The following is a 23346-nucleotide window of genomic DNA, read 5'->3' as shown; positions in this document are numbered from 1 at the left end:
CTTCCTCAATCAACGTGTACTTGAAAATCTTCACTGTAAAAAGCATCAAAGACCATTTCAATATCTCTTGGTAAAACTCGGCTTTGTGAAAGTGGTGGAATCTTATGCTGCGCGAAGAAATCGATTTCCGAAACTTCAATGTTCTCTTTAGGTTCACCAGAAACGTATTCACACAAAAAGAACATCTTATAGATGTGGAATGGATAAGGCGGCTGATAGTCATGCATCGCTCTGTCTCGAATCGCAATCAGTTTCGGGTTCGCAACCACAAAACCAGACTCCTCCAACACTTCGCGCACCACCCCACTACTTGGAGTTTCACAAACATCAGCCCAACCACCAGGTAATGTCCACCCTCCGTCTTCGCGCTCTTTTACGAGAAGTATCTTGCCATCTTTTATCACCCCAGCACGTAGGTCGACTTTGGGTGTTGGATAGCCCGCTTCAGGGATAAATAAGTTTTGAATATCGGCAACGGACTTATCGCTGATGTCAGCAAACATCTGATGAGCGATGTCTTCGACCATTTTGAATCGTTCTAGATCGTAAGCATCTTTACTGTATGCTTCCCCTGCTTGAGCAATTGCTTGTAGTTGCTTTGCCCAATCTAACCACTTCGACATACACATCCCTTTTTCAACTTACCTTTGCAGAAACTAGCATAACCAACTGAAAGCAAAGTTTATTTTTGATCAAGTTTTCGCAAAGTATTTATCCACTATATTTTGTTTACAAGATAATTCGAATATTTTCGATATTTACAATTCAATCAAAAATATTATTACTCGTCACAATTATTATTTATGGAACTTCATTTATTAAACATCGTTCTTAGCGCTGTATTTAATCGAAGATATTCACTTAATGCGACGCGATCGACTTCCGTCGAGACTGGTGCATTTATTATTGGATACCAGTTAACAGACTCCGCTTCTAAACTCTGAATATCACCTTGCCAATTGGTCACCACATAATAGTGAATCAATTGCAGTTCTGTAGTTGGGTGATATAAAGAGCATAAATAACCAAATTGAAGTGGCTTGATGTTGAGTTCTTCTTGCAATTCTCTAAACAATGTTTGTTGTTGGGTTTCGTTTAACTCCATATGGCCACCGGGTATAGCTATTGCCCCAGGGTCAGATTCCTTATCCTTTGCTCTAGTTTCCAGCAACACTTGTTCGCCCTTAACTAAGATAAATGAGACACACTCATGAACTTCCATCTTCATCGTCCTTTGATAACCGTTTTTTAGCAAACTAACATAAATCATTCCGATGATGTGAACAGCAATACTCAATAAATTGACCACATACAACAACCTAGCTGCACGTATAGTTGAATATGCGGAGTTAAGCATTCGCTTAATCTATCAATTGTCTGTAGTTGGGTAATGATTTGTTACGACTAGGATCACAGTCTAAAAAATTTTTGCACAATGCTAAGTATGAAATAAATACATTGAATTCAAACGGTATTTTTATTTCATTTATAATTAAACGACGTTTTATTAGCACCACTGCTTAGTAAATCACGGTAAACACAGTTTTATTAATTACCTAAATCGGCTAGTATTTGTCTTGAAGATTTTTAAAGTCATCGATTAACCTCTCAATGTTGATTAATATCAGCGAGTTAGTTGGCGGAACTCTACCAAATACCAAAAATGGTTCGGTAATACGTGTCACTACGCATAATAGGAAACGTTGAGAATAGAATTAAATTGATGTGCATGCTGTATTAACGATTGCAAGACGCAATCGCTGAATTTGCTACACCAAGAGTTTTATTTAGTACAAATGAAAAAGCTATTTTTATTATTGATATGGACATCGCTCTCTGTTTCGCCATTTGCCTTTGCTCATCACTCTGGCACAAAAACAGAAACCAAAGCCACTCAACAACTGGTTGAAAAAGCCTATAAGCAGGCCAATCTAAGCGGAGTCATTGATTACAAATTATTCAATGATGCATTTTTGGCTTACAAGAAAACCCCAGATCGTAAGAAATCGCTTCTTACTATTATCGACTACAGTAAACCATCTACTGAAAAGCGCTTTTATGTGGTCGACTTAGATAAAATGAAGCTGATCTTCAACACCTATGTCTCTCATGGAGTGAACAGCGGTAAGAAAACAGCAACCAAGTTTTCGAACGTCGTAAACTCTCGTAAGACGTCTTTGGGTACATTCTTAACTGACACGACTTATTATGGCTCTAACGGTTACTCACTTCGTCTTGACGGATTGACATCAGGCGTGAACGATAAAGCACGTGAGCGCTACATTGTGGTTCATGGCGCAGACTATGCGAACCCTTCTTTTATCCAAAAGAATGGGTACCTTGGCCGCAGTTGGGGATGTCCAGCCCTGCCACAGAAACTCTCACGCAAAATCATCGATACCATTAAAGGCGGCAGCGTCATTTACGCAAGTGCTTAGTCGTTGTTTATCTATCTTCAAGAAAGGGAGCGGATTCGCTCCCTTTTTTATTGGTCATAAAAAACTGTTCATCTTCTCAGCATCTGGTTAGTATACGCAATCATTGACCTCGTGCGGTCCTCTTTACCAGTAGCACTAGGTCCATTAGGTTTCGTTTTGGTGAGGTTGTAGGGTTCGTTTTGCGTCATCTATTTCGTCTTATGCTGTTATTGTCACTTGCTCTATTCTCAGGGCAAATGGTTGCCGCACACGCACATGATATTTCGACTCAGAATTTCAATACATCACAAAAACTCGCTAAACTCAGTCAGCAAGATTACGCATCGCTAAAAGCTCCTTTTCTTGAAAAGCATAGCGATAGTTCCTGGGGGAAAGACGGTTACTTTCGCTTTTTAAAACGTGATTTTCTTGGGCTATTGCCTTGTCGAAGAAATTCGGGCGATGACGGTGAGTTGCCATTAAACATCAAACCTGACTACCACTTACTCGTCGCGTTTTTGTCTCCGCCGTTGTTGGCTATCGCATTAAAAGCAACGCCTCTCCCAGATGACAATGCTTTAGACGGCAAACTTCCTTTTCACCTATCAGGGTGGAAACAAGCAAACTTGTTGTACGTTTTCAAACACGGCCGCGAATCTATGCTCGCCGTTTGACTTCACTGACTTAAAGAAGGAATGCGTCAGTGTTAGCCAAGGATGATCTCATCTATCCATTGAATTAACTCGAGATCCTTACAATGAAAAGATTCGCAATCACCGCCGCTATGGCTTTAGCACTTGCTTCATTCACAACATCAGCAAGTGAGACATCAAAACCAGAACAAATGACTAATGAAGCGCTTCTAGAATGTGCGAACGCTTCGAATGCTCGTAATGCCGTGCCAGAGCATAGAGCGATGTTTAGACACTATCTCATGGCTAAACGCGGTTATACCTTTAGCCAACTGTCTTCTGCTGAAACTGAGTTTAAAGCACAAGGCATGGATGAAACAAAGATGGAACAGTTCTACAAAACTGAGTGTAAGGAAGCAGGCGAATACCTTTACAATATCGGTTACTGATTCGCGCTCGTTGCAAGCAATGTAAATACAGAAAAGGCGCTGTGATAGCGCCTTTTTTGCTTTTCAAATTTCTTATCAGAACAATTATGGCAATTGTGGAGTTGTTTTTGATTTGCTCCAAGCCTTGCGAACTTTTACCAACACAAAACTCATGATAGCGATGGTCAATGTAATCACAGGAGCAGCCATTAATCCCATCGTCACAATCTTGTTGAGCTTTTCTGGTAGTAATGGCAACAGCAACCCCAAACCACATAGTAACAACGTCCACAAGATGGCACTCAGCCATGCAAAGTAATGGAATTTACTCACGCGATTCACGCGAAGCCCCATCATCAATGGAAGTAAAGAGCGAACTACAGGAATAAAACGTGCACAAAACAGTGCAATCAATCCGTGTTTGCCTAAGAGCACGTCAACTTGTTCCAAACGTTTCGCTGGCACAGCATTCACCCACCCCTGTACTTTCGGCAAGCGATTTAACCACTTTCCTTGCAGGTAGGCCGCCCAACTGCCCATTGCCGCACTCACAACAATCACTAGCATAATGACGACAGGATCTAACACACCTACCGCGGCTAACGTGCCGGACAAAACCACCACGCTATCACATGGAAATGGAGCGGCTGGAATAAAGCCACTTTCTAAGAAAATTAGTGCTGCAACAACAAAGTAAATCAGCCCTGCACTGCCTGGGGCCATTAAAGCCGTGAAATCTTGGTGCCAAAGCGCAAGTAACACCTGAACAATTGAATCAAACATAAATACTCCTAAACATCATAACGAATTTGCGAAAACAGACGATTAGGCACTACCTCGCATGCATGAAGCGGTAAATCAGGTTCGATTCTTGCCGACCTCCAATTCGATACTTTGAACGAGGATAAATAGTTCGTAGGATTGGGGAAACAAAGGCCGAAAGAAAACGATTCGTAGACTCTGTCGATACCGTTAACCAACGCGCGGGCAATACATCGAGCTCATCATTATCTGTGGTCGAATTAGAATGATTAACTCGCAATGCATTGCGGCTGAGTAAACTTGCCGTGACTTTGCGCCTTGGAGAGAAAGGGACTTCCTCAAGATGGGCTTCGCCTTTGGTAAGAGAAGAAGTAAAAGCAATCGCATGGGAAAGTTTTGGTGACGGTTGTTCCTGACTCAATTCAAAAGCCATCAGCGCAACAAAAAGCCCTAACACACAGACTAGGTAAGCACGCACAGAATTCACCTAAACCACAACGATACGCTGTTTTAACTCCATGCGTGCCAATTTGCAATCTAAATTCTCAATCGATAATAAAAAGAGAGTTTTGCAAACCTTTGCTAGGGCAATTTGATGTCCATTTAACCTTTATTTAATAGTCGCTTAATCTTTACCATACGGGTAATTTTCAAACATTTTTGTCACTTCTTCCGAAATCAATTCTTCACGTTTTTCAGTGCTCATCGACTCCGTAAGTTTACGGCTTGATACCCCTTTCCATACCACTTGATTCGCTTTGGTATCGACTAACTCCACCACTAACTTGCCATACTTCTTTTCTTTGTAACGCTCAGGACTTGAGGTTACAACGCCAAAACTGTTCCAGCCGTAACCCACACTGAAAGAGGAACCAGAAGAAACGAGCTCCGATTCTTTGATGATGTCGTGGTGCACATAAAGGTCACCACCATTTTTTACTTGTGATAACCCTTTCGCTTCCAATTGAGAAGCAAGACCTTGCTCAATACGACGAGCATCTAGGCTTGTTGGAGCCTCTGATTGTTCTCCAAAATCAAACGTTTTGTAGGATGAAAAATCCGCTTGTTTATCGACGTCGGTCGTCACGGTTGTACAGGCCGTTATCATAAACACGAAAGACGCCGCCAATAAACCTTTCCACATACTCATTCTCCTCTCTATTTTGCCGTATTTATCGGCCTTCATTTATTGCAACTGGGAAAAAATTGAATCATTTCAACATTTAGTCTTGACCATGATTGCCAAGTGTTCAAATTCGAGAAACAATAGAAAGCGAGAACAGACGAAAATTCTGCCCGATTGAGTTTAAGAAGAGCGCTCCGCCACGACTGTAAAAGCAACAAATCGAACGCTTTATAGGCAATTTGAGAGTTATTTACGCATTGAGCAACCAATTGATCAAAAAAGACTTTTCTTTTGTCGTTAATGTGGCATATTGGAACTGTCCTATCGATGCGCGGGCATCGTATAATGGCTATTACCTCAGCCTTCCAAGCTGATGATGCGGGTTCGATTCCCGCTGCCCGCTCCAAGCTTTCCCTTAAGCTAGTCTTTTTCTCAGATTTCCAAAACTATCCTTTAAATTCGTACTTCACTGCTATCATGCTGCGGCTGTAATCGATCTCTTGTATTTGCTACCTAAAACTGCAGGCATAAAAAAGCCCCTGCAAAATACAGGGGCGTGTCTTCGTTATAATGTTCCCCATATCTTTGGGGTTAATCCAACTGAAGTGTCGTGAACGTGTCGTTTTTCAGCCCGCCACCAGCGCGTTTCTTCATGGTGACTTCGACCGATCGCTTCCCTTCATTGACGCGATAACGTATTGCTTGAGCGAGGTATTTGTCATTTCGCTTCAAGTCTTTAGCGTCAATCTTTAACGTACGATTTTGACGATTTACCGTGCAGCGGTAATCCCAATCATTTTTACCATTTTTCAAAGCCAGCAAAATACGATGACCTGACGTTCCCGCCGTTTTAATCCCGCGGGGCTGCTTATCTATCGCCAGTGCTAACCCTGCTTTACACAGCTGATCGGCACTAAAAGCAGTTGCTGCGTATGTGTACCCAGAGCCGAGCATAGCGGCGGTCATCGTTACAATTGAGAAAACTCGATTAAATGTCACCGTCCGTTCCTTAAATCTTACAAAACACCGTACGCATTAAAACAACATTACCGAATGCTGTCAAGAATAAATGGTATGGCGTTTAGTTAATCATAAGAAACGGCTATTCCAGGGGGTCAGACGGAGGCGCAAACAAACACCGCCAGCGCTGACGCCAAGATAAATTAGGACGAGTCACTTCTTTGAACATGTCTTTCCATTCCGCAAACGTCACGGTAATAGGATTAAAGCTGTTAACAGGTTTTGAGATGCCATAACGAACCGTTTCAACTTCTGGCTCGAATGTACCAAACATGCGATCCCAGATGATCAGCACGCCAGCGTAATTTTTATCGATATATTGACGATTCACACCATGATGAACACGGTGATGAGATGGCGTATTGAAGACCCATTCTAAAGGACCAAGAGAACGAATCGACTGGGTATGAACAAAGAATTGCAGACCGAGATTAAGCAGAACAACAAACACTACCCACTTAGGATCAAAACCAATAATGACCAGTGGCACCCAAAACAACCACATGCCGGCCAATGGGTACATCAGGCTTTGACGAAATGCGGTACTGAAGTTCATGCGCTCTGAACTGTGGTGCACCACGTGTGCCGCCCACATCCAACGGATACGATGACTTGCTCGGTGGAACCAGTAATAGAAAAAGTCTTGCAAGACCATTAAAAGTAAAAACGTCGATACCGTCATTTCGATATCAAATAACCGCCAACCAAACCACCAAAGATAGAGCTTAGCTATCAGCAATCCAGTCAGAATATCAGTAGCTTGGTGCAGACCAGCAAGGACAAAGTTACATGCAACTTCAGGCAAATAGTAGCGTGCGCTTTCAGGCAACTTCCCTCCTCGCTGCCCAATCCAATACTCTGCGGCAATGCAAAGGAGAAAGATCGGTGCGAGCAGCATCAATAATAAATCAGGGTGTTCAGTAATTCGTGACCATTCCATCGTCTCTTCCTACCACTTCGCGTAGTGATCTTCGGTGAGTCCCATCACCTCATCAAGTTCGTGTTTAATGCCATTGCCATCAATCAAATAGCCAGAAAAGTAGCCGACAAACTGACGAAAGTTACTCTTCAAAAACCAGAAATTCTTTTTCTCTGAGCGCTGATTTTTAGGTTTGAAGGTCAAGTCGATGCGCTTGTCTTGTGACGTAATTCGCCATGACGCTTCTTGATGCATACGAGAAAAATCGAATTGTACAGGTGGCATCAAATGCCGTTCACCATCAATCCAAATCACGTTTTCACAATACCCGGTTTCGTTAACTCCAGCAGCAAAGTTCAGCCCTATCCGTTTGTCTTCACTGTGATGATTAATGCTCGCCCATCGCCAACTGGTTTCCCTTCGCATATACCCGGCAGAGAAGTCATACCCAGCAACTGCGTTGGTTAGATCTTGTGGTTGCCCTTTCACACTCATTTCACCTTGGACAGCGAGCACGTTGTGTTTTTGGGTGTAGGTCCAACCTGAATACGCGGTTGGCGTGCAGAGCATCAAAGGCAAGCTTTCTGACTCAGGTTTTAACCTCAAGTCAGCTTGAATAAGGTCTGTTGAAAGCTGTATGTGCCAGAGTCCATTTTCAATCTTGAATTGAATGGCATCATTAGCGAGATAGGCTTGACTGTTCCAACTTGAAGGCTGTGTTTGATAGCCCATGTTGAGCGGCTTTAGCCACTGCTGTTCAACGAGCTCATGAGTTTCTGTATCAAACACGTAGCAAAAGCCAGACGCCAAATAGCGAATGTCCGCAATGGCCACGCCGATGATGTATTTAGGCGTGACGATCGAGACAAATTGAAACTGTTTGTAATCAAAGCGCTGACGCCAACTTGACGCAGGACTGTCCATTTCATTGAGGTATCGGAAGAGATCAAGTTGTAGCGATTCAGGTATCGCGTCTAGGTGACCAAATTGAGGTAATCCATTGGCTTGAATAAAGGGATTCAAAGGCGTTTGCACATCCATGCTCGCTATTAATCAATGACACACTATTCGATATTAACATTAATTTAACAAGAAACAGTTTGCGCCACTGCACAACATTGGTTCAGTTCTCGGCTTCAAATGAGCTGAAATGTGAAACCAGTCACTCATATCGAGCATAAAATACCGTTTATTAGAGCTTTCAGCTAAATCAAAAGCGACGAAAAGCAAAGCCATTTCGGCACTCTTTCATTTTGAACTGAAATGACGAGAGAGTATCGCGGCATTGAGTGTTTTAAATGATTTCAGTCGTCACTTCCGTTTTCACCGAGTTCGCAATAAAACAATGCTCGTGTGCCATATGATGCATTTTTTCTAGCTGCTCGCGTGTTGGTTGTTTCTCACCTAAAAATACGATTTTTGGTTTAAGCACCACTTTGGAAACCCATTCCTTGCCATTTTCGCCAACAGCAAGCTCACCTACCGCTTCATCGACATAAGCATCCACAACATAACGACGCTTTGCCGCTACAGAAAGAAAGACCAGCATGTGGCAACTCGAAAGTGCGGCAATGAAAGCTTCTTCTGGATCAACATTCTCTTCTATCGAAAACGGTAAAGGGACAACATGAGGAGAGGGAGACGCGGGTACTTGTAATCCTCCATCAAACTCCCATATATGGGCACGGCTGTACTGGTTGTCACTGAAGATTTCATCAACACTGCGCTGCCATTTAATTCGTGCGGTGTGCTGGCTCATAACGGCTCCTTGTAATCAAGAGTCCTCAGTAAAACATACTAATAGATTCAGTCACAACCTAAATGAGGGGTGCATAAAGTATTCATATCACCTGATTGGAATCATTGATTTGCGCTCTCGATTTTTCAATCAAACGTTGACCTTGATGAACATTGACCTGCAGCCGGTTAATCAGTTTTTGCAACTGTTCAATCTCAGGGGTTTGTCGATTCTTTACCTGCGTTTCAATTTCTAATGCTTGATTTGCCAATGTATCAAGCCCTAGGTTCAATGCCATGCCTTTCGTTGTATGTAAGGTACTATGAAGTGAATCTAAATCTTCGACCATAAAGAATTCAATTAGCTCATCAACGGCGGCTTCAAAATCGCAAACGATGCTTTTCAACAAATCCATCAGCGCTTCAGGCTCCTCTCTCAAGATCTCAATCGTCTCTGAGTGGGTAAGCTCTTCCTCTGTTAAGCGCAGCTTTTCGATTGGCTCGCGATGCAGTTGAACGACATTCTCGGATTGTTCAGCCTCCCCAATTGTTTGAACAGGTAAACGTGAAGAAAACTGCTTCAACGCATCCGTAAAGCTCTCACGTTGCAACGGCTTGGTTAATACATGGTCAGCACCGGCTTCAATAAAGTTATCATGAGCCTCTCTAAATACATCGGCGGTGTAAGCAAACAATAAAGTCCTCACCCCTAGATTTTCTCGGATGAAACGCGTGGCTTCGATACCATTCATTTCTGGCATATGATTGTCCATCAAGATCAGGTCATACTGGTTTTCTTGTGCTTTCTTCGTGGCTATTAAACCGTTTTCAGCGATTTCTACCGTATGCCCTAACTTCTCACAAAAGCCTTTTGCGACAATCGCATTAACCCGATTGTCTTCCGCCAACAATATACGAAGGTTGCTTTTGCTCTCTCCCTTCGACTCCTCCTTCGCTTGCTCTGGTTGGAGTACCGACTTTTCTTCCCAGGGAATGGGAATATCAACAAGGAATTGGGTGCCTATTCCCTCAACGCTCTTGATTTTGACTTCACCGCCCATAAGTTCGGTGATTTTTTTCACAATCGCTAAACCAAGACCTGTACCACCAAACTTACGAGTGGTAGACGTATCGGCTTGCTCGAAGGAGTTGAAGATGCGATCTTGCTTGTCTGCGGGAATACCTATGCCCGTATCGTTCACAGAGAGCACCAGACGCCTTCTTTCTTGATCCAGCTCTGAACGAATCAATACGTGTCCGTCATGAGTAAACTTCACCGCATTACCCGCCAAATTAAATAAGATTTGGCGAATACGGGCACAGTCACCTTGAAATTCGACCTGATCGGGCACTTCATTTTCAATAAACAGCTGTATGTTCTTTTCTTCAATTAGAGGCTGGATTGCACTGCATACTGGTGTTAAAACTTGCGACAGATTAAAAGGAGCCTCTTCCAAATCCAGCTTATTCTCTTCTACTTTGGAAAAGTCCAAAATATCATTCAGAATGGTCATTAAGTGCTGGCCAGAGTCAAGAATGACCTGAACGTGCTCTTTGGTCTTAGGCTCTTGAGTCTCGCTCGCGATGATCTGAGATATTCCTAAAACACCATTCATAGGCGTTCTCAACTCATGACTCATGGTTGCCAAGAATTGTGATTTAGCTTTTGCTGCACGTTCCGCTTTATCTGTCGCTTCCGTTAAATCATCATTGAGATGTTTGAGCTTATTCACACGGTGTTGAGTTTGCAGCACAAACACCGCCACGAGTAAGACGATAGAGAGCAAGACAAGAAACCACGTCAAACGTGCTTCACGCTGAACAAATTCCAACAGTTGATGCTCGGAATACTCAACAAATTCAAAATAGTGACCTTCTAATATTTTGTTGGTCAGCAACTCAATCTTACGTTCACTTTGACGTAGACGATTCAAAAATAACGATATGTTCTGACTTTCTGGGTTGTCCCCTTGCAACGCAGCATTAGTAAGAAAGTCAAAGTAGTGTTCTTCAAGCCAAACGTCCTGAGTATCCGCCCCGAATTGATCCTTATAAATGTTGTGTAGCGCCAGCAGTTCATATTGATTGGCGACCTGAACCCCTATCAACATATCCAGTGTCTGGGTGGCCTCACGCACTTTTCCATCAAACTGAACAAGGATATTTTTGACTCTGTTCTTTGTTGAGGTGAAATTAAACCAAATAGATTGTTCAAAATCTTCACCCAATTGCTCCGCGGCAAGTTCCAACTCGACGAGATTTTGCGTAATCTCGTAGTCCTTCCTTGAGCTGGTCTGGTAACGATTAACGACCGTGTCCCGCTCTTCAATTAAGTGATGACCAATCTCAGACAAAGAAGCATGTAGAACTTGAGTATTTTTGGAGTTCACATGAGTCATGTACGCTAATACCATCATGACGGCAATGATCACAAAAAGTAGTACGTTAAGTATTCTGAACTTACTCATTTTCAAACACCTCCAAAATCGAAGGCCTTGGGGCGGTTAATGCATTGAGAAACGCTTCGATGTCTGCCACCTTTTCATCACTCATGGTCACGCCTAACTGAGTTTGAGACATAATCTGAATAGCATCGGAGAGTTTGTCGACTTTGCCATTGTGGAAATAAGGGCTGGTTTGGCCGACGTTTCGCAAGCTCGCAACACGGAAATAGAACTTGTCTTCTCCATCAGTAGTCCTTAAACGACGTCCTGTGTCTAAATCAACATCTGGCGTTTGGAAGTAAGTAAACCGTTGAATCATCGCACCACCGACGTTTTTACCTTGGTGGCATTGCACACATCCTACTTCTTGGAAAGTTTGCCATCCTCGAATCTCCTGCTCATCAAGGGCATGGGAATAACCTAGTAGATAAGAATCAAAAGGCGAGCTAGGAGTTTGTAAAGCTTTCAGGAACTCAACAATCGCTCCTTTGATGTTTCGTATGGTAATCTCTCGCCCATCCGCCCGTTTAAACAATGCGTTGTAGGTTGAATCACTTTTCACGTATTGCTCAATGTCCTTCCAATTCGAGTCCATTTCTAGCGGGTTTAATACCGGCCCATCGATTTGCGCCATGAGTGAATTAGCGGTACCGTCCCATAAAAAGCGATAATTAAGAGACGCATTAAATACAGTAATAGAATTGCGAATACCTAAACCGTTTACACCAGTTGAAACCGCACTAGGTTCCGCGCCATTCGTTTGTAAATCATGACAAGTTTCACAACTGATTTGACCATTAGAAGAGAGCTTTGGATCACGAAAAAGCTGCCAACCAACACGAGCAAAATCCATATCGATACTCGGCTCTCCCTCAATCGGCTTCACCAATTGTAAGTCTTGTTTAGCTAACGTCCCGCCCGCATAAAATGAAGCGCTGATTAATGCTAATAAACATCCACACACCCCTTTAGTGGTAAGCCTTTTATACATATTAAGAGTATCCTTACCCAGCCCCTTAATATGAACTTAGTTGCTTTTCCATTTTTTTCCATTACTAGAGATAGGGATATTGAGCCTGCCCTCATAACCCATTGATTGTTTGTACCCCCAATACCTTTACTTACCTGTTAGGCAGTATCAAGCGTGCGTTGTCGACAAGATAAACAACCTTGATTGGATGGATTTGGTGAAAACCTATACTATCCGTTCCCCTTTCGGCTTGAATTTCGTGATCGGACACACAAAAATAGTGAAAAAAATCGCATCGATTGCAATGTTACTTTTTACCCTATCGTTCAGTGCATTAGGCAGTGATTTCCTTACTCTGGAAGACAGGAAGTTTCTCGAAACTCAACAACGAATAAAAGTCGGCGTTTTAGAAGGCGATTGGCTGCCTTATTGGGGCGATCTTGATTCAAAAGAAGGCATCAACATCGAATATGCAGAAACCATGACGCATGATCTGAATGTGGAAGCCGAGTACGTTCCCTACCGAACCCTTAATGCTTTGTTCGATGCGCTAGAAGCAGGAGATATCGATCTCACTGTTGGCTTTGTCGCAACTAAAAAACGTGCCGAGCGCTTTTTGTATTCTGCCCCGATTTTCCAAACCCTTCGCTTGGTTTGGCTCAGAGACATCGAACTAGAGAGTAAACCTCTACACGAATTAAAGTGGGTATGTGTAAAAGACTCCAGCGCTTGCGACCAAATCGAAGCTTTGGGATTCGAACACGTTCATACGGTTCGTAATACCATGATGATGACTACATCTTTGAATACTGGCGCAGCCGATGCTGCAGTGGTTGGTTTATCGACCTTAAACTCTTATGGATTTAAAAACCCTAAAGGCGAACTGATCGGAAAAGTGGTTTACGATAGCGCTTTGGCGCCCGGACAAGTTACGATCTTTACGGCGAAACAGTCTAAACAGTTGATGTCGATCGTTTCCAAGTATATTTCACACTCCAAAGAGTCTAAACACAGCCGGGTTCATATCGAAGCCAATATCAATATTCTACACAACGAATTAATGCTCGATATTCTAGAACAGCAGCAAGGTCATCAGACGGTTCGTTACACGATCCAAGATAATGTCTATCCCCTTTCTTATCTAGATCCGGAAACAGGTCAAATTAAAGGCTATGTTCATGATTTGCTAAAGTTAATGGAGCAAAAGAGCATGATTAAATTTGAGTATGTTCCACCTAACGGTCGTGATGTGGATTTGATGTTGGAGGAACGTATCGTCGATTTACTCCCTGCTCGTAATATTGCGTTAACCGACAAGAAGCGCTTTATCACAACAAGATCCTTGGGCTTTCTACAATACGGCTATATTGAGTCACTCAATTCGTACGCACGTGATGCTGTTGCGATTTTGGACCGCTCAGGTAATTTTTATCCGCACTTTTTAGATTACTCCTCTTATGAGTATTCATCTGTGTATCGTGATTTCGATTACCTAATGGAAGCCTTCGAAAATGGTGAGGTTTCGCACGCCTTCGTCAATCAAAACTTAATCGACAATCATTTTTATGAAGGACAAGGGGTCAAGTTCAAAGCTGCAACGCCGCCCATCGATATTCAACTAAAGATAAAACTAGGCATGGAGTTACGAAAAGACTCAGAATTTCTGCGTCGAGTCTTAAATACCGTCTTAAAGATCACCACAGACGCAGAGTTGGAGCAATTGAAAGATCGCCATAACAAGGTGACAGTGAATTACGGTTTTGACAAAGAAATCGTAGCGATTTGGGCGCTGGTTGGCACATGTGTTTTGCTGCTTGCCGCGATCATTTACATCGTCAGAACTGGCGAACTCACGCGAAAGATTCGCCGCAAGGAATATGAGACCCAAATCCGACAACGTCAAAACCAATGGCTGTCTTCGGTTCTGGACCATATCCCAAATATGATTTTGATTTCTGACGACGACCATAAACAGGTACTGGCGAATAAGCCGTTCCTTAATATGCTTAATCGTTGTAATTCAGACATCAGCATTGCGGAGCCTGAACGCGCTTACTTTTTGAAGCAGTTAAAAGACAAGGAATACCCATTGTCAGATGCGTCAGGCACGCCTGTTTTTCAATTGGGGAAACAGCACTTCAGGGTTCGTCGCCAACACCTAATTCATCCGTATGATGGGGTGCAATATCAAATGACGGTATTTGACGATATTACTGAGTTAAAACAAAAACAGTGCGCGCTTAAAGAATCAAACATCAAAGCAATGCAAGCGATTGAAGCACGAGATCATTTCCTCGCCGTCGTAAGCCATGAGCTAAGAACGCCAATTGCAGCAATGTTGGGCTTAATGGAGCTCCTAGAACCCGAGTTAAAACGACGAGAAAGCAAAGAATTGCTTAGGAACGCCATGCTATCGGCTGAGCGTTTAAAGTTGCATGTGAACGATATTTTGGACTTTTCAAAAATCGATGCAGACCAGTTGCAGTTAGACATTCAAGTCGGAAACAGTTACCAAGAACTTGGGCCAATGTTGCGCAGCTTTGAAAAAGTCGTAGAACAAAAAGACCTAGCATTCCATGTGAAATGGACGCCAAGCCCGTATGCTTTTGTTGAGCTTGATTGGTTGCGCGTCAATCAAATTATGAACAACTTGCTAAGCAATGCAGTCAAATTCACTGAACAGGGCCACATCACGGTCAGTTTAAATATTGAACAAGACGCGTTGAAGTTGTCGGTTTCCGACAGTGGCTGCGGAATGAATGACAGTCAGTTGGCTTCTCTTTTCCAACCTTTTGTTCAAGGAGACAAAAGTGTCAGTCGTCGCTTCGGTGGAACAGGGCTTGGTATGTCTATCGTATACAGCTTAGTCAAGATAATGGCCGGACATATCGAAGTAGAGAGCCAACCCGAAATTGGAACAACGGTATATATCCAACTACCACTGAAAAGCGAGGCACTTGAATTAACCGGACTTGGCCCTGTTTACACTGAAAATGCGTACATTCAGAAATGGCTAGAGTGTTGGCAAGTCACCTTGGATGAATTTGAAATGCGACATCACGAGATCAAAGCTGATTCAAACTACAGCAGCATCTACCCCGACTTGATTCACCAAAAGCTGGACACGAGTTCGATGGTTTACGACGCCCTTGAAGAGCGGCCAGGACAAGACTGGAAGGGACGAGTTTTTGTCGTTGATGATGATGTGATCAACCGATTACTTTTCAAAAGACAGTTTGAACGACTTGGGATTGCCTGTGATGTAGCGAAAAGCGGTACAGAAGCGTTACGACAGCTTTGTGCCATTCACGATGATACACAACAAACGCCAGTCAGTTTGATCATCACTGATTGCCATATGCCAGAAATGGACGGCTATCAGTTAACTCAAACACTCAAACAAAACAACTCGCTGAAACATATCCCTGTCATCGCTTGTACCGCGGAAAACTCAAGGAATGTCGTGGAACGAGCAAGAGAGTTTGGTATAGAAGAAGTATTATTCAAACCTTATAGCTTGGATGACCTACGTGACTTGTGTGAACAATATTTGGCATTGGAAATCACAGAAGAAGCAAGAAGCGCGTGGCTAAGTGCTTATAACCAAGAAGAGAGTATCGAAATGGCTCAAGTGGTTTGTGATGCACTATCTAGCGACATCGAGCTGATTGAATCAGGCAAAGAAAGCTTAAAATCAGTAGCGCATCGTATTAAAGGCTCGGCGGCAGCATTAAATCTCAACCCGCTACAAAACTTGGCCAAACAGTGTGAAACGTTAATTGGCACACCGCAGGAGGTACAGGCGAAACATGCCCTTCTGCAAGAAATGAATTCGATTGTAGCCATCACTAAACAATGGCTAACGCTTTGTGAGAGCAATAAATGAACGTGTTGATTGTTGAAGACGACATTTTACAAGCAACAAATTTAAAGATTTTGGCAAACCGCTTAGTTGACGGACAAGTGAGCCTAGTCCATAGCGGTTCAAAAGTGTCAGAAGTGTGTGCTGGCGGAAACATTGACCTAATGATTTGCGATATTGACCTGCCCGACTTAAATGGTATCAACTTACTCTCAACATTGTCTGAGGAAATCAAACCAAAGGGTGTGGTGATATTAAGTGCGATGAGCAAAGACATTGTCGAGATCACTTACAACATGTGTTTATCCGCCAATTACGTATTTGTGCGTGCCATGACCAAACCCATCTCTTTTGAACAGTTACACGAGATTGTAACTGCATTTCAAAAACAGATGCAGCAATCGGAAGTAAAGCGACCTCAGATTCAACTCAATAATGAAGAGATTGAGCAGGCTTTTAATAACGGTTGGTTTGAAAACTATTACCAACCTCAATACACCACAGACGACAACACGCTTGTTGGTGTAGAAGCCTTGGTTCGCTGCCATCATCCGGTGCATGGCTTGCTTGCCCCTGTTGCATTTTTGGATCAAATAAACCAACGCAACGAACTCGATCGTCTATTTTGGCTCGTGCTTCAAGAAGCACTACGTGATATCGCACATTTGGGTAAAGCGATTCATTTATCGGTCAACATGAACCAGAAATCACTCAGGGAGCCTATGAGTGAACGCTTTTTTGCTTTATGTACTGACTATGGCGTTGCCCCTGAACGCATCACCTTGGAACTGACGGAAGATGAAGTTTACGACTCAGGTGTGATCTCGTTGGCCAACCTCGCTAATTTACGTTTACGTGGCGTTGGTTTAGCTATTGATGATTTTGGGACGGGTTATTCATCATTAAGTCAGTTGGCGGTCTTGCCGTACACCGAGCTCAAAATTGATCGACAATTTATCAGCAATTCTTTGTCCAATTTCAAGAGCCAACAATTGACCATTTCAAGCCTTCAACTGGCGAAGTCATTGGGCTTAAAATCGGTTGCAGAAGGGGTCGAAGACGAAGATACCTTGCACTACTTGAATCAATTAGGAGTGGACTTGTATCAGGGATTTGTCGCTTCTAAAGCGATACCACTTGAAGCCTTAAAGAAGCTTGTATAACGCCTTTGTTCATTGCTACTGACGAACCAGCAGCTTTGTTTAAACCATTAGACGATTACATAAAGAAATGAGCAGTAAATCTTTCTCTGAATACAATATCCTGATCGTTGACGATGCGCCTATTGTCGTCCTTACTCTTCGTAACATGCTGACTAAACTTGGCTTTTCGGATAAACGTATCTTTACAGCACGCTTAGCAAGAGGGGCAATTTCGATTGCGCACAAAGAGCACATCGATCTCATTATTTGTGATTACAACTTCGGTCGGGGTATGAATGGCAAGCAGCTTTTCGAAGAGCTAAAACACCTCAAATTGCTCAACCATGACACGGTGTTTATCCTTGTTACTGGTGAGAGCTCTGCCACTATCGTGCGTGCCATCATTGAGCTTAAACCCGACGAATACCTGCTCAAACCTTTTAATTCCATAACGCTTAGAGAACGTATTTCAGCCGCAATAAAGCGTAAAGTCACTTTGCGCGCACTCTATGAGGCTGAACTCAAAAACGATGCTCACTCAGGGTTAGAGGCCTGCGATGAGTTAACACCATTTAATCCCGAATATTTCTTCATTATTGAGAAGTTTCGTGCTGACTTTCTAACACGCCTCAAACTACACCAAGAAGCCAAACACGTTTACGAACGAGTGATTGAGCGTAAAGACGTGAATTGGGCAAAGATTGGCTTGGCAAATACCATGGTTGCGCTGGGTGAAGCAGACGAGGCAAAAAGAATAGTACTCGCCTTGTTAGAGGAGTCTCCGAACAACGTTGAAGTCCGCGAATGTGCAGCAAACTACACAATGCTTAACCGTGAGGTGCCAACTGCGATCAAACATTTGGAGCTTGCAAGCAGTTTGGTTGAGGGGAACTCGGAACGCGAACTTGTCATCGTGAATTTATGCTTAGCTGAGCATGACTATCATTCTGCTCTAATGCATTACCATGTATACATGGAAATCAACAAAGATACCTACAGAAACAATACCTACGCAAAGTTAAACCTGATTCGAATCCTTCTTTATTGCGCACGCAAACTCGAGGGAAGAGAAGACTTATTGGCTCAAGCAAAGAACTTATTCAAATCCGTCATGTCTGGGCCGAAAAATAAAGCATTAAAAAATGAATTGGATTTGATTGCGGCACATATCGCGATTGAAGAGAACCAATATGTAGCAGCGTTTAAAGTGCTCAGTGATTTATATCACCGCAAACCATTCGCGCATTTTTACGCACAGTTTCATCTCGCGTGGCTATTACATGAAATGAACTTTGAATCCGAGTTTACTCATGCAATCACATGGTGTTTTGAGAACTTACAAACCGATTCTAGTGATACCATTTTGTCGAGTAAAATTACGCTTGGTCGCTCATTGGAAGCGGACAATGTTGAGCGACAGGCGTGGATGCAGGAACAATACAAAAAGATCCGCGCGGCAGAACAAGATTATCAATCTCTCATTGATGCCTTGATTGAATTACAAGCACACTGCCCTTTACTGCGTACTGTGTGTATCAACATCATCAAGGTGCTGACTCGTGCATGGCCAACCAATAAGAACGCACTGCAAGTCGAAATCCTAATCAAGAAGTGCGATAACATCGTTAAACAACTTGTCTCTAGCGAAGAACTAGAAAGAAGCGGTTACGACAAGTTTCTTTTCCTAGCTCAAGATCGATGTCAGCAGATGTCCGTGGTGAACACACCACCTTCACAGCCAGAACTGATAAATTAGACAGCAAAAAGGGGCGCGACGCCCCTTTCATTTCGGATTACAGGTTGAAGAAACGGTTAATCCAAGTCACCTCACCGAACGCAATCAAATCGTAGATAGTGAAGAACACTGCACAGATAACGGCAAGCTTCACCAATCGAATCGCAATTAACATCATAACTTCCTACTTACCTTCTTGTCTGAGTGTCGTTGATTCCTCGCAGTTTACTGGTTTTCTTACGAACCACAACGCATGAAAACCCAGATTACGTGAGAAAGTGTGTATCACTGCTAAGCCTCACCCTTGTAAATTTGCTTATACATTTGGAGACGACGGATAAATCTATTCTCTTGTCTACTCGTATCTATACTTTAAATAGTGTTTTCAATAAGTCCCAGTGGTAACACAAGGAGGGCTGTATGAAACAGATACGATTGTGGCTTCTTCCCCTACTCTTGTTTGCCAGCCAAGCGCTAGCGAACACCGTTTGGGTATTGCCTGTAAAAGGTGCGATTGGTCCTGCCCTGAGCGATTATCTGTCGCGAGAGATTGAAGAAGCTCAACAAAACGGCGTTGACCTCGTCATCCTAAAAATGGACACACCGGGCGGGCTTGATAGTTCAATGAGGGACATCATTCACGCCATCACCACCTCTTCCGTACCCATTGCAACTTGGGTTGGTCCATCAGGCTCTCGGGCAGCCAGCGCTGGCACCTACATTCTGCTGGCCAGTCATGTCGCCGCGATGGCAGAAGCCACCAATTTAGGCTCAGCTACGCCAGTCTCTTTGGGCGGTGCACCACAGCAACCTTCGAGTGCCGACGACAAAGACAGTGACGAATCGAATGATAAATCATCAGGAAAAAACTCTGATGAAGTGCCTGCTAAAACCGCAATGGAAAAGAAAGTCATCAATGACGCCAGAGCATATATCAAAGGTTTGGCTCGCTTGCATGGCAGAAACGCAGAGTGGGCAGAGAAAGCCGTCAGCGAAGCTGCAAACATAGACGCTTCAGAAGCGCTAGAGTTAAACGTCATTGATTACATTGCTAACTCGCCCGAAGACTTGGTTACCACCATCAATGGCACAGATGTCAAAGTGAACGGCAAGCCGTATAAGCTGACGTTAGATAACCCAACTTGGGTGGAGCGCGTCCCCGACTGGCGTGCGGAAATGTTGGCGGTGATCACCAACCCCAACGTGGCTTATATCCTAATGCTCATTGGTATTTATGGCTTGCTTCTAGAGTTTTACAACCCCGGCATCGGCTTGCCCGGCGTGCTCGGTGGGATTTGCCTATTGCTAGCCATGTACGCATTGCAAATGATGCCAGTAAATTACGTTGGTTTAGGGTTACTGCTACTCGGTATTGCTCTGATGATTGCTGAAGCCTTTAACCCGAGCTTTGGCATACTCGGCTTAGGTGGTGTCGTTGCGTTTGTTCTCGGCTCAATCTTCCTAATGGACAGCGACATCCCCGGCTTCCAAATCGCGCTACCGCTGATCTTCGGTATCGCTGTTTTCTCTGCAGGATTAATTGTGATTACCGTTGGCTTGCTTCTTAAAATTCGCAGTAAAAAAGCCACCACTGGGCTAGAAACCTACCCGGGCAAACTCGCTGTTGTGAGCGATGATTTTGTTGATGGAACTGGGCTTGTCCAACTGGATGGTGCTTTGTGGCAAGCCAAAGCTGACGCACAGCTCAAACAAGGAGACCACGTCACCGTGGTAACTATAAAAGGGTTGACCCTAACCGTGAAACCCAGTGACCGCCCTAAGGAATAGGAGGCGCTTATGATGCTCTACACTGTTGCCGTTATCATTGTTTTATTGGTTGCACTGGCAACGCAAATGTTCAAGGTGCTGCGTGAGTACGAGCGCGGCGTGGTGTTCTTTCTTGGTCGCTTCCAAGAAGTGAAAGGACCGGGTTTGATCATCTTAATTCCTTTCATCCAACAAATGGTTCGTGTCGACTTACGTACCATCGTTTTGGATGTCCCAACCCAAGATTTAATCACCCGTGACAACGTATCGGTCAGAGTCAACGCCGTGGTTTACTTCCGAGTTGTCGACCCACAAATGGCAATTAACAACATTGAAAGCTACAGCGATGCCACCAGCCAACTTGCTCAGACAACGCTGCGCTCGGTGCTAGGTCAACATGAGCTGGATGAGTTGCTTTCTGAACGTGAGCGCCTCAACAAAGATCTGCAATCCATCCTCGACCAGCAAACTGACGATTGGGGTATCAAGATAGCAACGGTTGAGGTGAAACACGTTGATCTGAACGACAGCATGGTGCGCGCCCTCGCCCGCCAAGCCGAAGCAGAACGTAACCGCCGAGCGAAGATCATCCACGCAACTGGTGAGTTGGAAGCCTCCAACAAACTCAGAGAAGCCGCCGAGATGTTAAATAAAGCACCTAACGCGTTGCAGCTTCGATACATGCAGACGCTCACTGAAATCACCACAGACAAGACATCGACCATTATCTTCCCGATGCCGATTAATCTCGTCGAAGCGGTCTCCGATATCGCCAAAGCAGTGAAGAAGAATCAAGGAGAGTCGGAAGAAGGGAAAGAGTAAGCCTAGTAGCCGCTATAGAGGCAAGTAGAAAAAGGAAAAAGGGAGTAGCTGTGTTCTACTCCCTCTATGAAATCAACATTGATTGAACTTACGCATCGGTGCACTCTTTCTTCATAATTGCCAATCCTGTTTCAAAGCAGTGACGCCACGCGTACTCGACCCTTTCATCAAAGTCAGGATCACATTGAGCGACGGTTTCTAACAGGCTTTCAAACCAGACATCGATATCTTCAGGGGCGACGCCAATATTGTTGTGTCCATGCTTATTGCCGTATTTACGCATCATGTCACGAGCGTCTGTTGAAGTATCTGCCATCATCACAAACACAATAGACCCTTTAAGCATCCGGATTTGCTTCTTCATGTCCACGCCATCGAACTTTTGTCTGAAGTTTTCACCTTTCGACCAAAAGTTCTCATAGAACAAATCAAAGAAGTCCTCATGGGTAACGCAGCGTTCGTAGCTGTCGTTAAAAACCTCGATTACGTTCATACCCTAGCCTCCAACCAACTTATCTATTTTCATTATGAATGCAATTTAATAACCCTACCAAGCTCGTTGGAATAGTTTTGTGGTTTCTGAACGTCGGCGTGCGGAGAATGCTAACCTGCCTGATAGCCGTTCAAATTCGATTTTCAATAAAAAATAGAAAGTGATTTAAACGAAACACGTATTATCAATTCGATAAAAGTCGATATTATGGACTCACTTTCGAGGTACGCATGGTTGTCGATGCTAAGCGCATCCTCATTTGTCTAATAATATTAAGAGGATATAAACGTGTCTCATCAAATCATTACAGACCTAAACAACCGTTACACAGCTAAAAAATACGACGAAGAGAAACGCATCTCTCAAGAAGATATGGCAATCATCAAAGAAGCAATCCGCCTATCTGCGTCTTCTATCAACTCTCAGCCTTGGAAATTCATCGTAATTGAGAGCGACGAAGCGAAACAGCGTTTCCACGACACGTTTGCTAACATGCACCAGTTCAACCAACCGCACGCGAAAGCAGCATCCCACACTATTCTGCTAGCGTACGATCCAAAATTCACTAAAGATAAATTTGCGAAGCGTGTTGATGCTGAAATAACTTCTGGTCACCTACCAGCAGACATGTACGACATGTTCATGGGTGCTTACGCATTTGCTGAAGCAAACACAGATGAAAACGGCTACAACGGCGGCTGGACGAAAGCGCAAGTTTACATCGCGCTTGGTAACCTACTGCACACACTAGCGCGTCTAGGTATCGACTCTACTCCAATGGAAGGTGTCGACCCAACACTGATCGGCGAAGAGTTCAAAGCAGAACTAGATGGTCACGTATGTGAAGTTGCACTGGCAATCGGCTACCACAAAGACGGCGAAGACTACAACCACGGTCTACCAAAAGCACGTCTACACATGGATGACGTAATTACTACTCTTTAATGAGTATCGTCTCCTAGCTCCTTGGTTCCTAGCCTAGAGCCTAGCTATCTAAATCATTGTTCAAATTGAAAGAGCCGTACTTCTTAGTGTCTTAGTCTAAGAGTACGGCTCTTTTTTTGTTTTGC

The 23346-nt window shown here is 43.6% G+C and carries 21 protein-coding genes and 1 tRNA gene; 10 read left to right on the top strand and 12 right to left on the bottom strand.

Features of this window, described 5'->3' with window-relative positions; genetic code table 11:
* Positions 1–5: 5 nt before the first annotated feature.
* Together C1S73_RS22145 and C1S73_RS22140 are read right to left on the bottom strand one after the other, a co-directional pair.
* Positions 6–623, bottom strand: a complete 618-nt coding sequence (locus C1S73_RS22145) for an NUDIX hydrolase (protein WP_038867999.1) — start codon at positions 621–623, stop codon at positions 6–8.
* Between the two features lie 188 nt (positions 624–811).
* Positions 812–1222 (bottom strand): NUDIX hydrolase, encoded by a 411-nt coding sequence (locus C1S73_RS22140; protein ID WP_038868113.1) that lies wholly within the window; start codon positions 1220–1222, stop codon positions 812–814.
* A 574-nt stretch (positions 1223–1796) separates the two neighbouring features.
* On the opposite strand from C1S73_RS22140, the gene C1S73_RS22135 reads away from it, so the two are divergent.
* The 3 genes from C1S73_RS22135 (at position 1797) to C1S73_RS22125 (ending at position 3498) form a co-directional block, all read left to right on the top strand.
* Positions 1797–2438: a murein L,D-transpeptidase catalytic domain family protein gene (locus tag C1S73_RS22135; protein ID WP_038868002.1), complete on the top strand. Its 642-nt coding sequence runs from the start codon at positions 1797–1799 to the stop codon at positions 2436–2438.
* A 179-nt stretch (positions 2439–2617) separates the two neighbouring features.
* Positions 2618–3091 (top strand): hypothetical protein, encoded by a 474-nt coding sequence (locus C1S73_RS22130; protein ID WP_227740528.1) that lies wholly within the window; start codon positions 2618–2620, stop codon positions 3089–3091.
* A gap of 83 nt (positions 3092–3174) precedes the next feature.
* Positions 3175–3498: a hypothetical protein gene (locus C1S73_RS22125; RefSeq protein ID WP_038868004.1), complete on the top strand. Its 324-nt coding sequence runs from the start codon at positions 3175–3177 to the stop codon at positions 3496–3498.
* Between the two features lie 84 nt (positions 3499–3582).
* Here C1S73_RS22125 and C1S73_RS22120 read toward each other — a convergent pair whose 3' ends face one another.
* The 3 genes from C1S73_RS22120 to C1S73_RS22110 all read right to left on the bottom strand — a co-directional run bounded on the left by C1S73_RS22120 (position 3583) and on the right by C1S73_RS22110 (position 5383).
* Positions 3583–4260 carry a DedA family protein gene (locus C1S73_RS22120; RefSeq protein WP_038868006.1) on the bottom strand — a complete coding sequence of 226 codons (678 nt, stop codon included), beginning with the start codon at positions 4258–4260 and terminating at the stop codon, positions 3583–3585.
* Positions 4261–4309: 49 nt separating this feature from the next.
* Positions 4310–4717: a hypothetical protein gene (locus C1S73_RS22115; protein WP_080774292.1), complete on the bottom strand. Its 408-nt coding sequence runs from the start codon at positions 4715–4717 to the stop codon at positions 4310–4312.
* A gap of 147 nt (positions 4718–4864) precedes the next feature.
* Complete coding sequence (locus C1S73_RS22110; protein WP_038868008.1) at positions 4865–5383, bottom strand: DUF4136 domain-containing protein; 519 nt, start codon at positions 5381–5383, stop codon at positions 4865–4867.
* Between the two features lie 313 nt (positions 5384–5696).
* Between C1S73_RS22110 and C1S73_RS22105 the strand changes: the two genes are divergently transcribed.
* Positions 5697–5771, top strand: a tRNA-Gly gene (locus tag C1S73_RS22105).
* A gap of 185 nt (positions 5772–5956) precedes the next feature.
* On the opposite strand, the gene C1S73_RS22100 is transcribed toward C1S73_RS22105, so the two are convergent.
* From C1S73_RS22100 to C1S73_RS22075, 6 genes are all read right to left on the bottom strand, one after another.
* A complete protein-coding gene (locus C1S73_RS22100; RefSeq protein ID WP_038868011.1) occupies positions 5957–6364 on the bottom strand; it encodes a hypothetical protein in 408 nt (135 codons plus the stop codon).
* Positions 6365–6467: 103 nt separating this feature from the next.
* Entirely contained in the window at positions 6468–7325 is an 858-nt protein-coding gene (locus C1S73_RS22095; RefSeq protein WP_038868013.1) for a sterol desaturase family protein, read from the bottom strand.
* A gap of 9 nt (positions 7326–7334) precedes the next feature.
* A complete protein-coding gene (locus C1S73_RS22090) occupies positions 7335–8345 on the bottom strand; it encodes a DUF2804 domain-containing protein (RefSeq protein WP_038868015.1) in 1011 nt (336 codons plus the stop codon).
* A gap of 253 nt (positions 8346–8598) precedes the next feature.
* Positions 8599–9063: an OsmC family protein gene (locus C1S73_RS22085; RefSeq protein ID WP_038868018.1), complete on the bottom strand. Its 465-nt coding sequence runs from the start codon at positions 9061–9063 to the stop codon at positions 8599–8601.
* Between the two features lie 82 nt (positions 9064–9145).
* Complete coding sequence (locus C1S73_RS22080) at positions 9146–11509, bottom strand: ATP-binding protein (RefSeq protein WP_038868020.1); 2364 nt, start codon at positions 11507–11509, stop codon at positions 9146–9148.
* Positions 11502–12476: a cytochrome-c peroxidase gene (locus C1S73_RS22075; protein WP_038868022.1), complete on the bottom strand. Its 975-nt coding sequence runs from the start codon at positions 12474–12476 to the stop codon at positions 11502–11504. Before C1S73_RS22075 ends, C1S73_RS22080 begins: the two co-directional genes overlap by 8 nt.
* 259 nt (positions 12477–12735) lie before the next feature.
* Here C1S73_RS22075 and C1S73_RS22070 point away from each other — a divergent pair, with 259 nt between their 5' ends.
* The 5 genes from C1S73_RS22070 to C1S73_RS22050 all read left to right on the top strand — a co-directional run bounded on the left by C1S73_RS22070 (position 12736) and on the right by C1S73_RS22050 (position 21783).
* Entirely contained in the window at positions 12736–16341 is a 3606-nt protein-coding gene (locus tag C1S73_RS22070; RefSeq protein ID WP_038868117.1) for an ATP-binding protein, read from the top strand.
* Positions 16338–17480, top strand: a complete 1143-nt coding sequence (locus tag C1S73_RS22065; RefSeq protein WP_038868024.1) for an EAL domain-containing response regulator — start codon at positions 16338–16340, stop codon at positions 17478–17480. The genes C1S73_RS22070 and C1S73_RS22065 overlap by 4 nt, the downstream gene beginning before the upstream one ends.
* Positions 17481–17547: 67 nt before the next feature.
* Entirely contained in the window at positions 17548–19215 is a 1668-nt protein-coding gene (locus tag C1S73_RS22060) for a response regulator (RefSeq protein ID WP_038868026.1), read from the top strand.
* A gap of 399 nt (positions 19216–19614) precedes the next feature.
* Positions 19615–20982 (top strand): NfeD family protein, encoded by a 1368-nt coding sequence (locus C1S73_RS22055; RefSeq protein WP_038868028.1) that lies wholly within the window; start codon positions 19615–19617, stop codon positions 20980–20982.
* A gap of 9 nt (positions 20983–20991) precedes the next feature.
* A complete protein-coding gene (locus tag C1S73_RS22050; protein ID WP_038868031.1) occupies positions 20992–21783 on the top strand; it encodes a slipin family protein in 792 nt (263 codons plus the stop codon).
* A gap of 88 nt (positions 21784–21871) precedes the next feature.
* Here C1S73_RS22050 and C1S73_RS22045 read toward each other — a convergent pair whose 3' ends face one another.
* Positions 21872–22276, bottom strand: coding sequence for a globin family protein (locus tag C1S73_RS22045; protein ID WP_038868033.1), 405 nt, complete (start codon positions 22274–22276; stop codon positions 21872–21874).
* A 288-nt stretch (positions 22277–22564) separates the two neighbouring features.
* Between C1S73_RS22045 and C1S73_RS22040 the strand changes: the two genes are divergently transcribed.
* Positions 22565–23221 carry an NAD(P)H-dependent oxidoreductase gene (locus C1S73_RS22040; RefSeq protein WP_038868036.1) on the top strand — a complete coding sequence of 219 codons (657 nt, stop codon included), beginning with the start codon at positions 22565–22567 and terminating at the stop codon, positions 23219–23221.
* The last annotated feature ends 125 nt before the right edge of the window (positions 23222–23346 follow it).

The organism is Vibrio jasicida 090810c (assembly GCF_002887615.1).
GTDB classification, from domain to species: Bacteria; Pseudomonadota; Gammaproteobacteria; order Enterobacterales; family Vibrionaceae; genus Vibrio; species Vibrio jasicida.
Note: the sequence above shows the minus strand (reverse complement) of the source record. Positions and strands in the feature narration are given on the sequence as shown.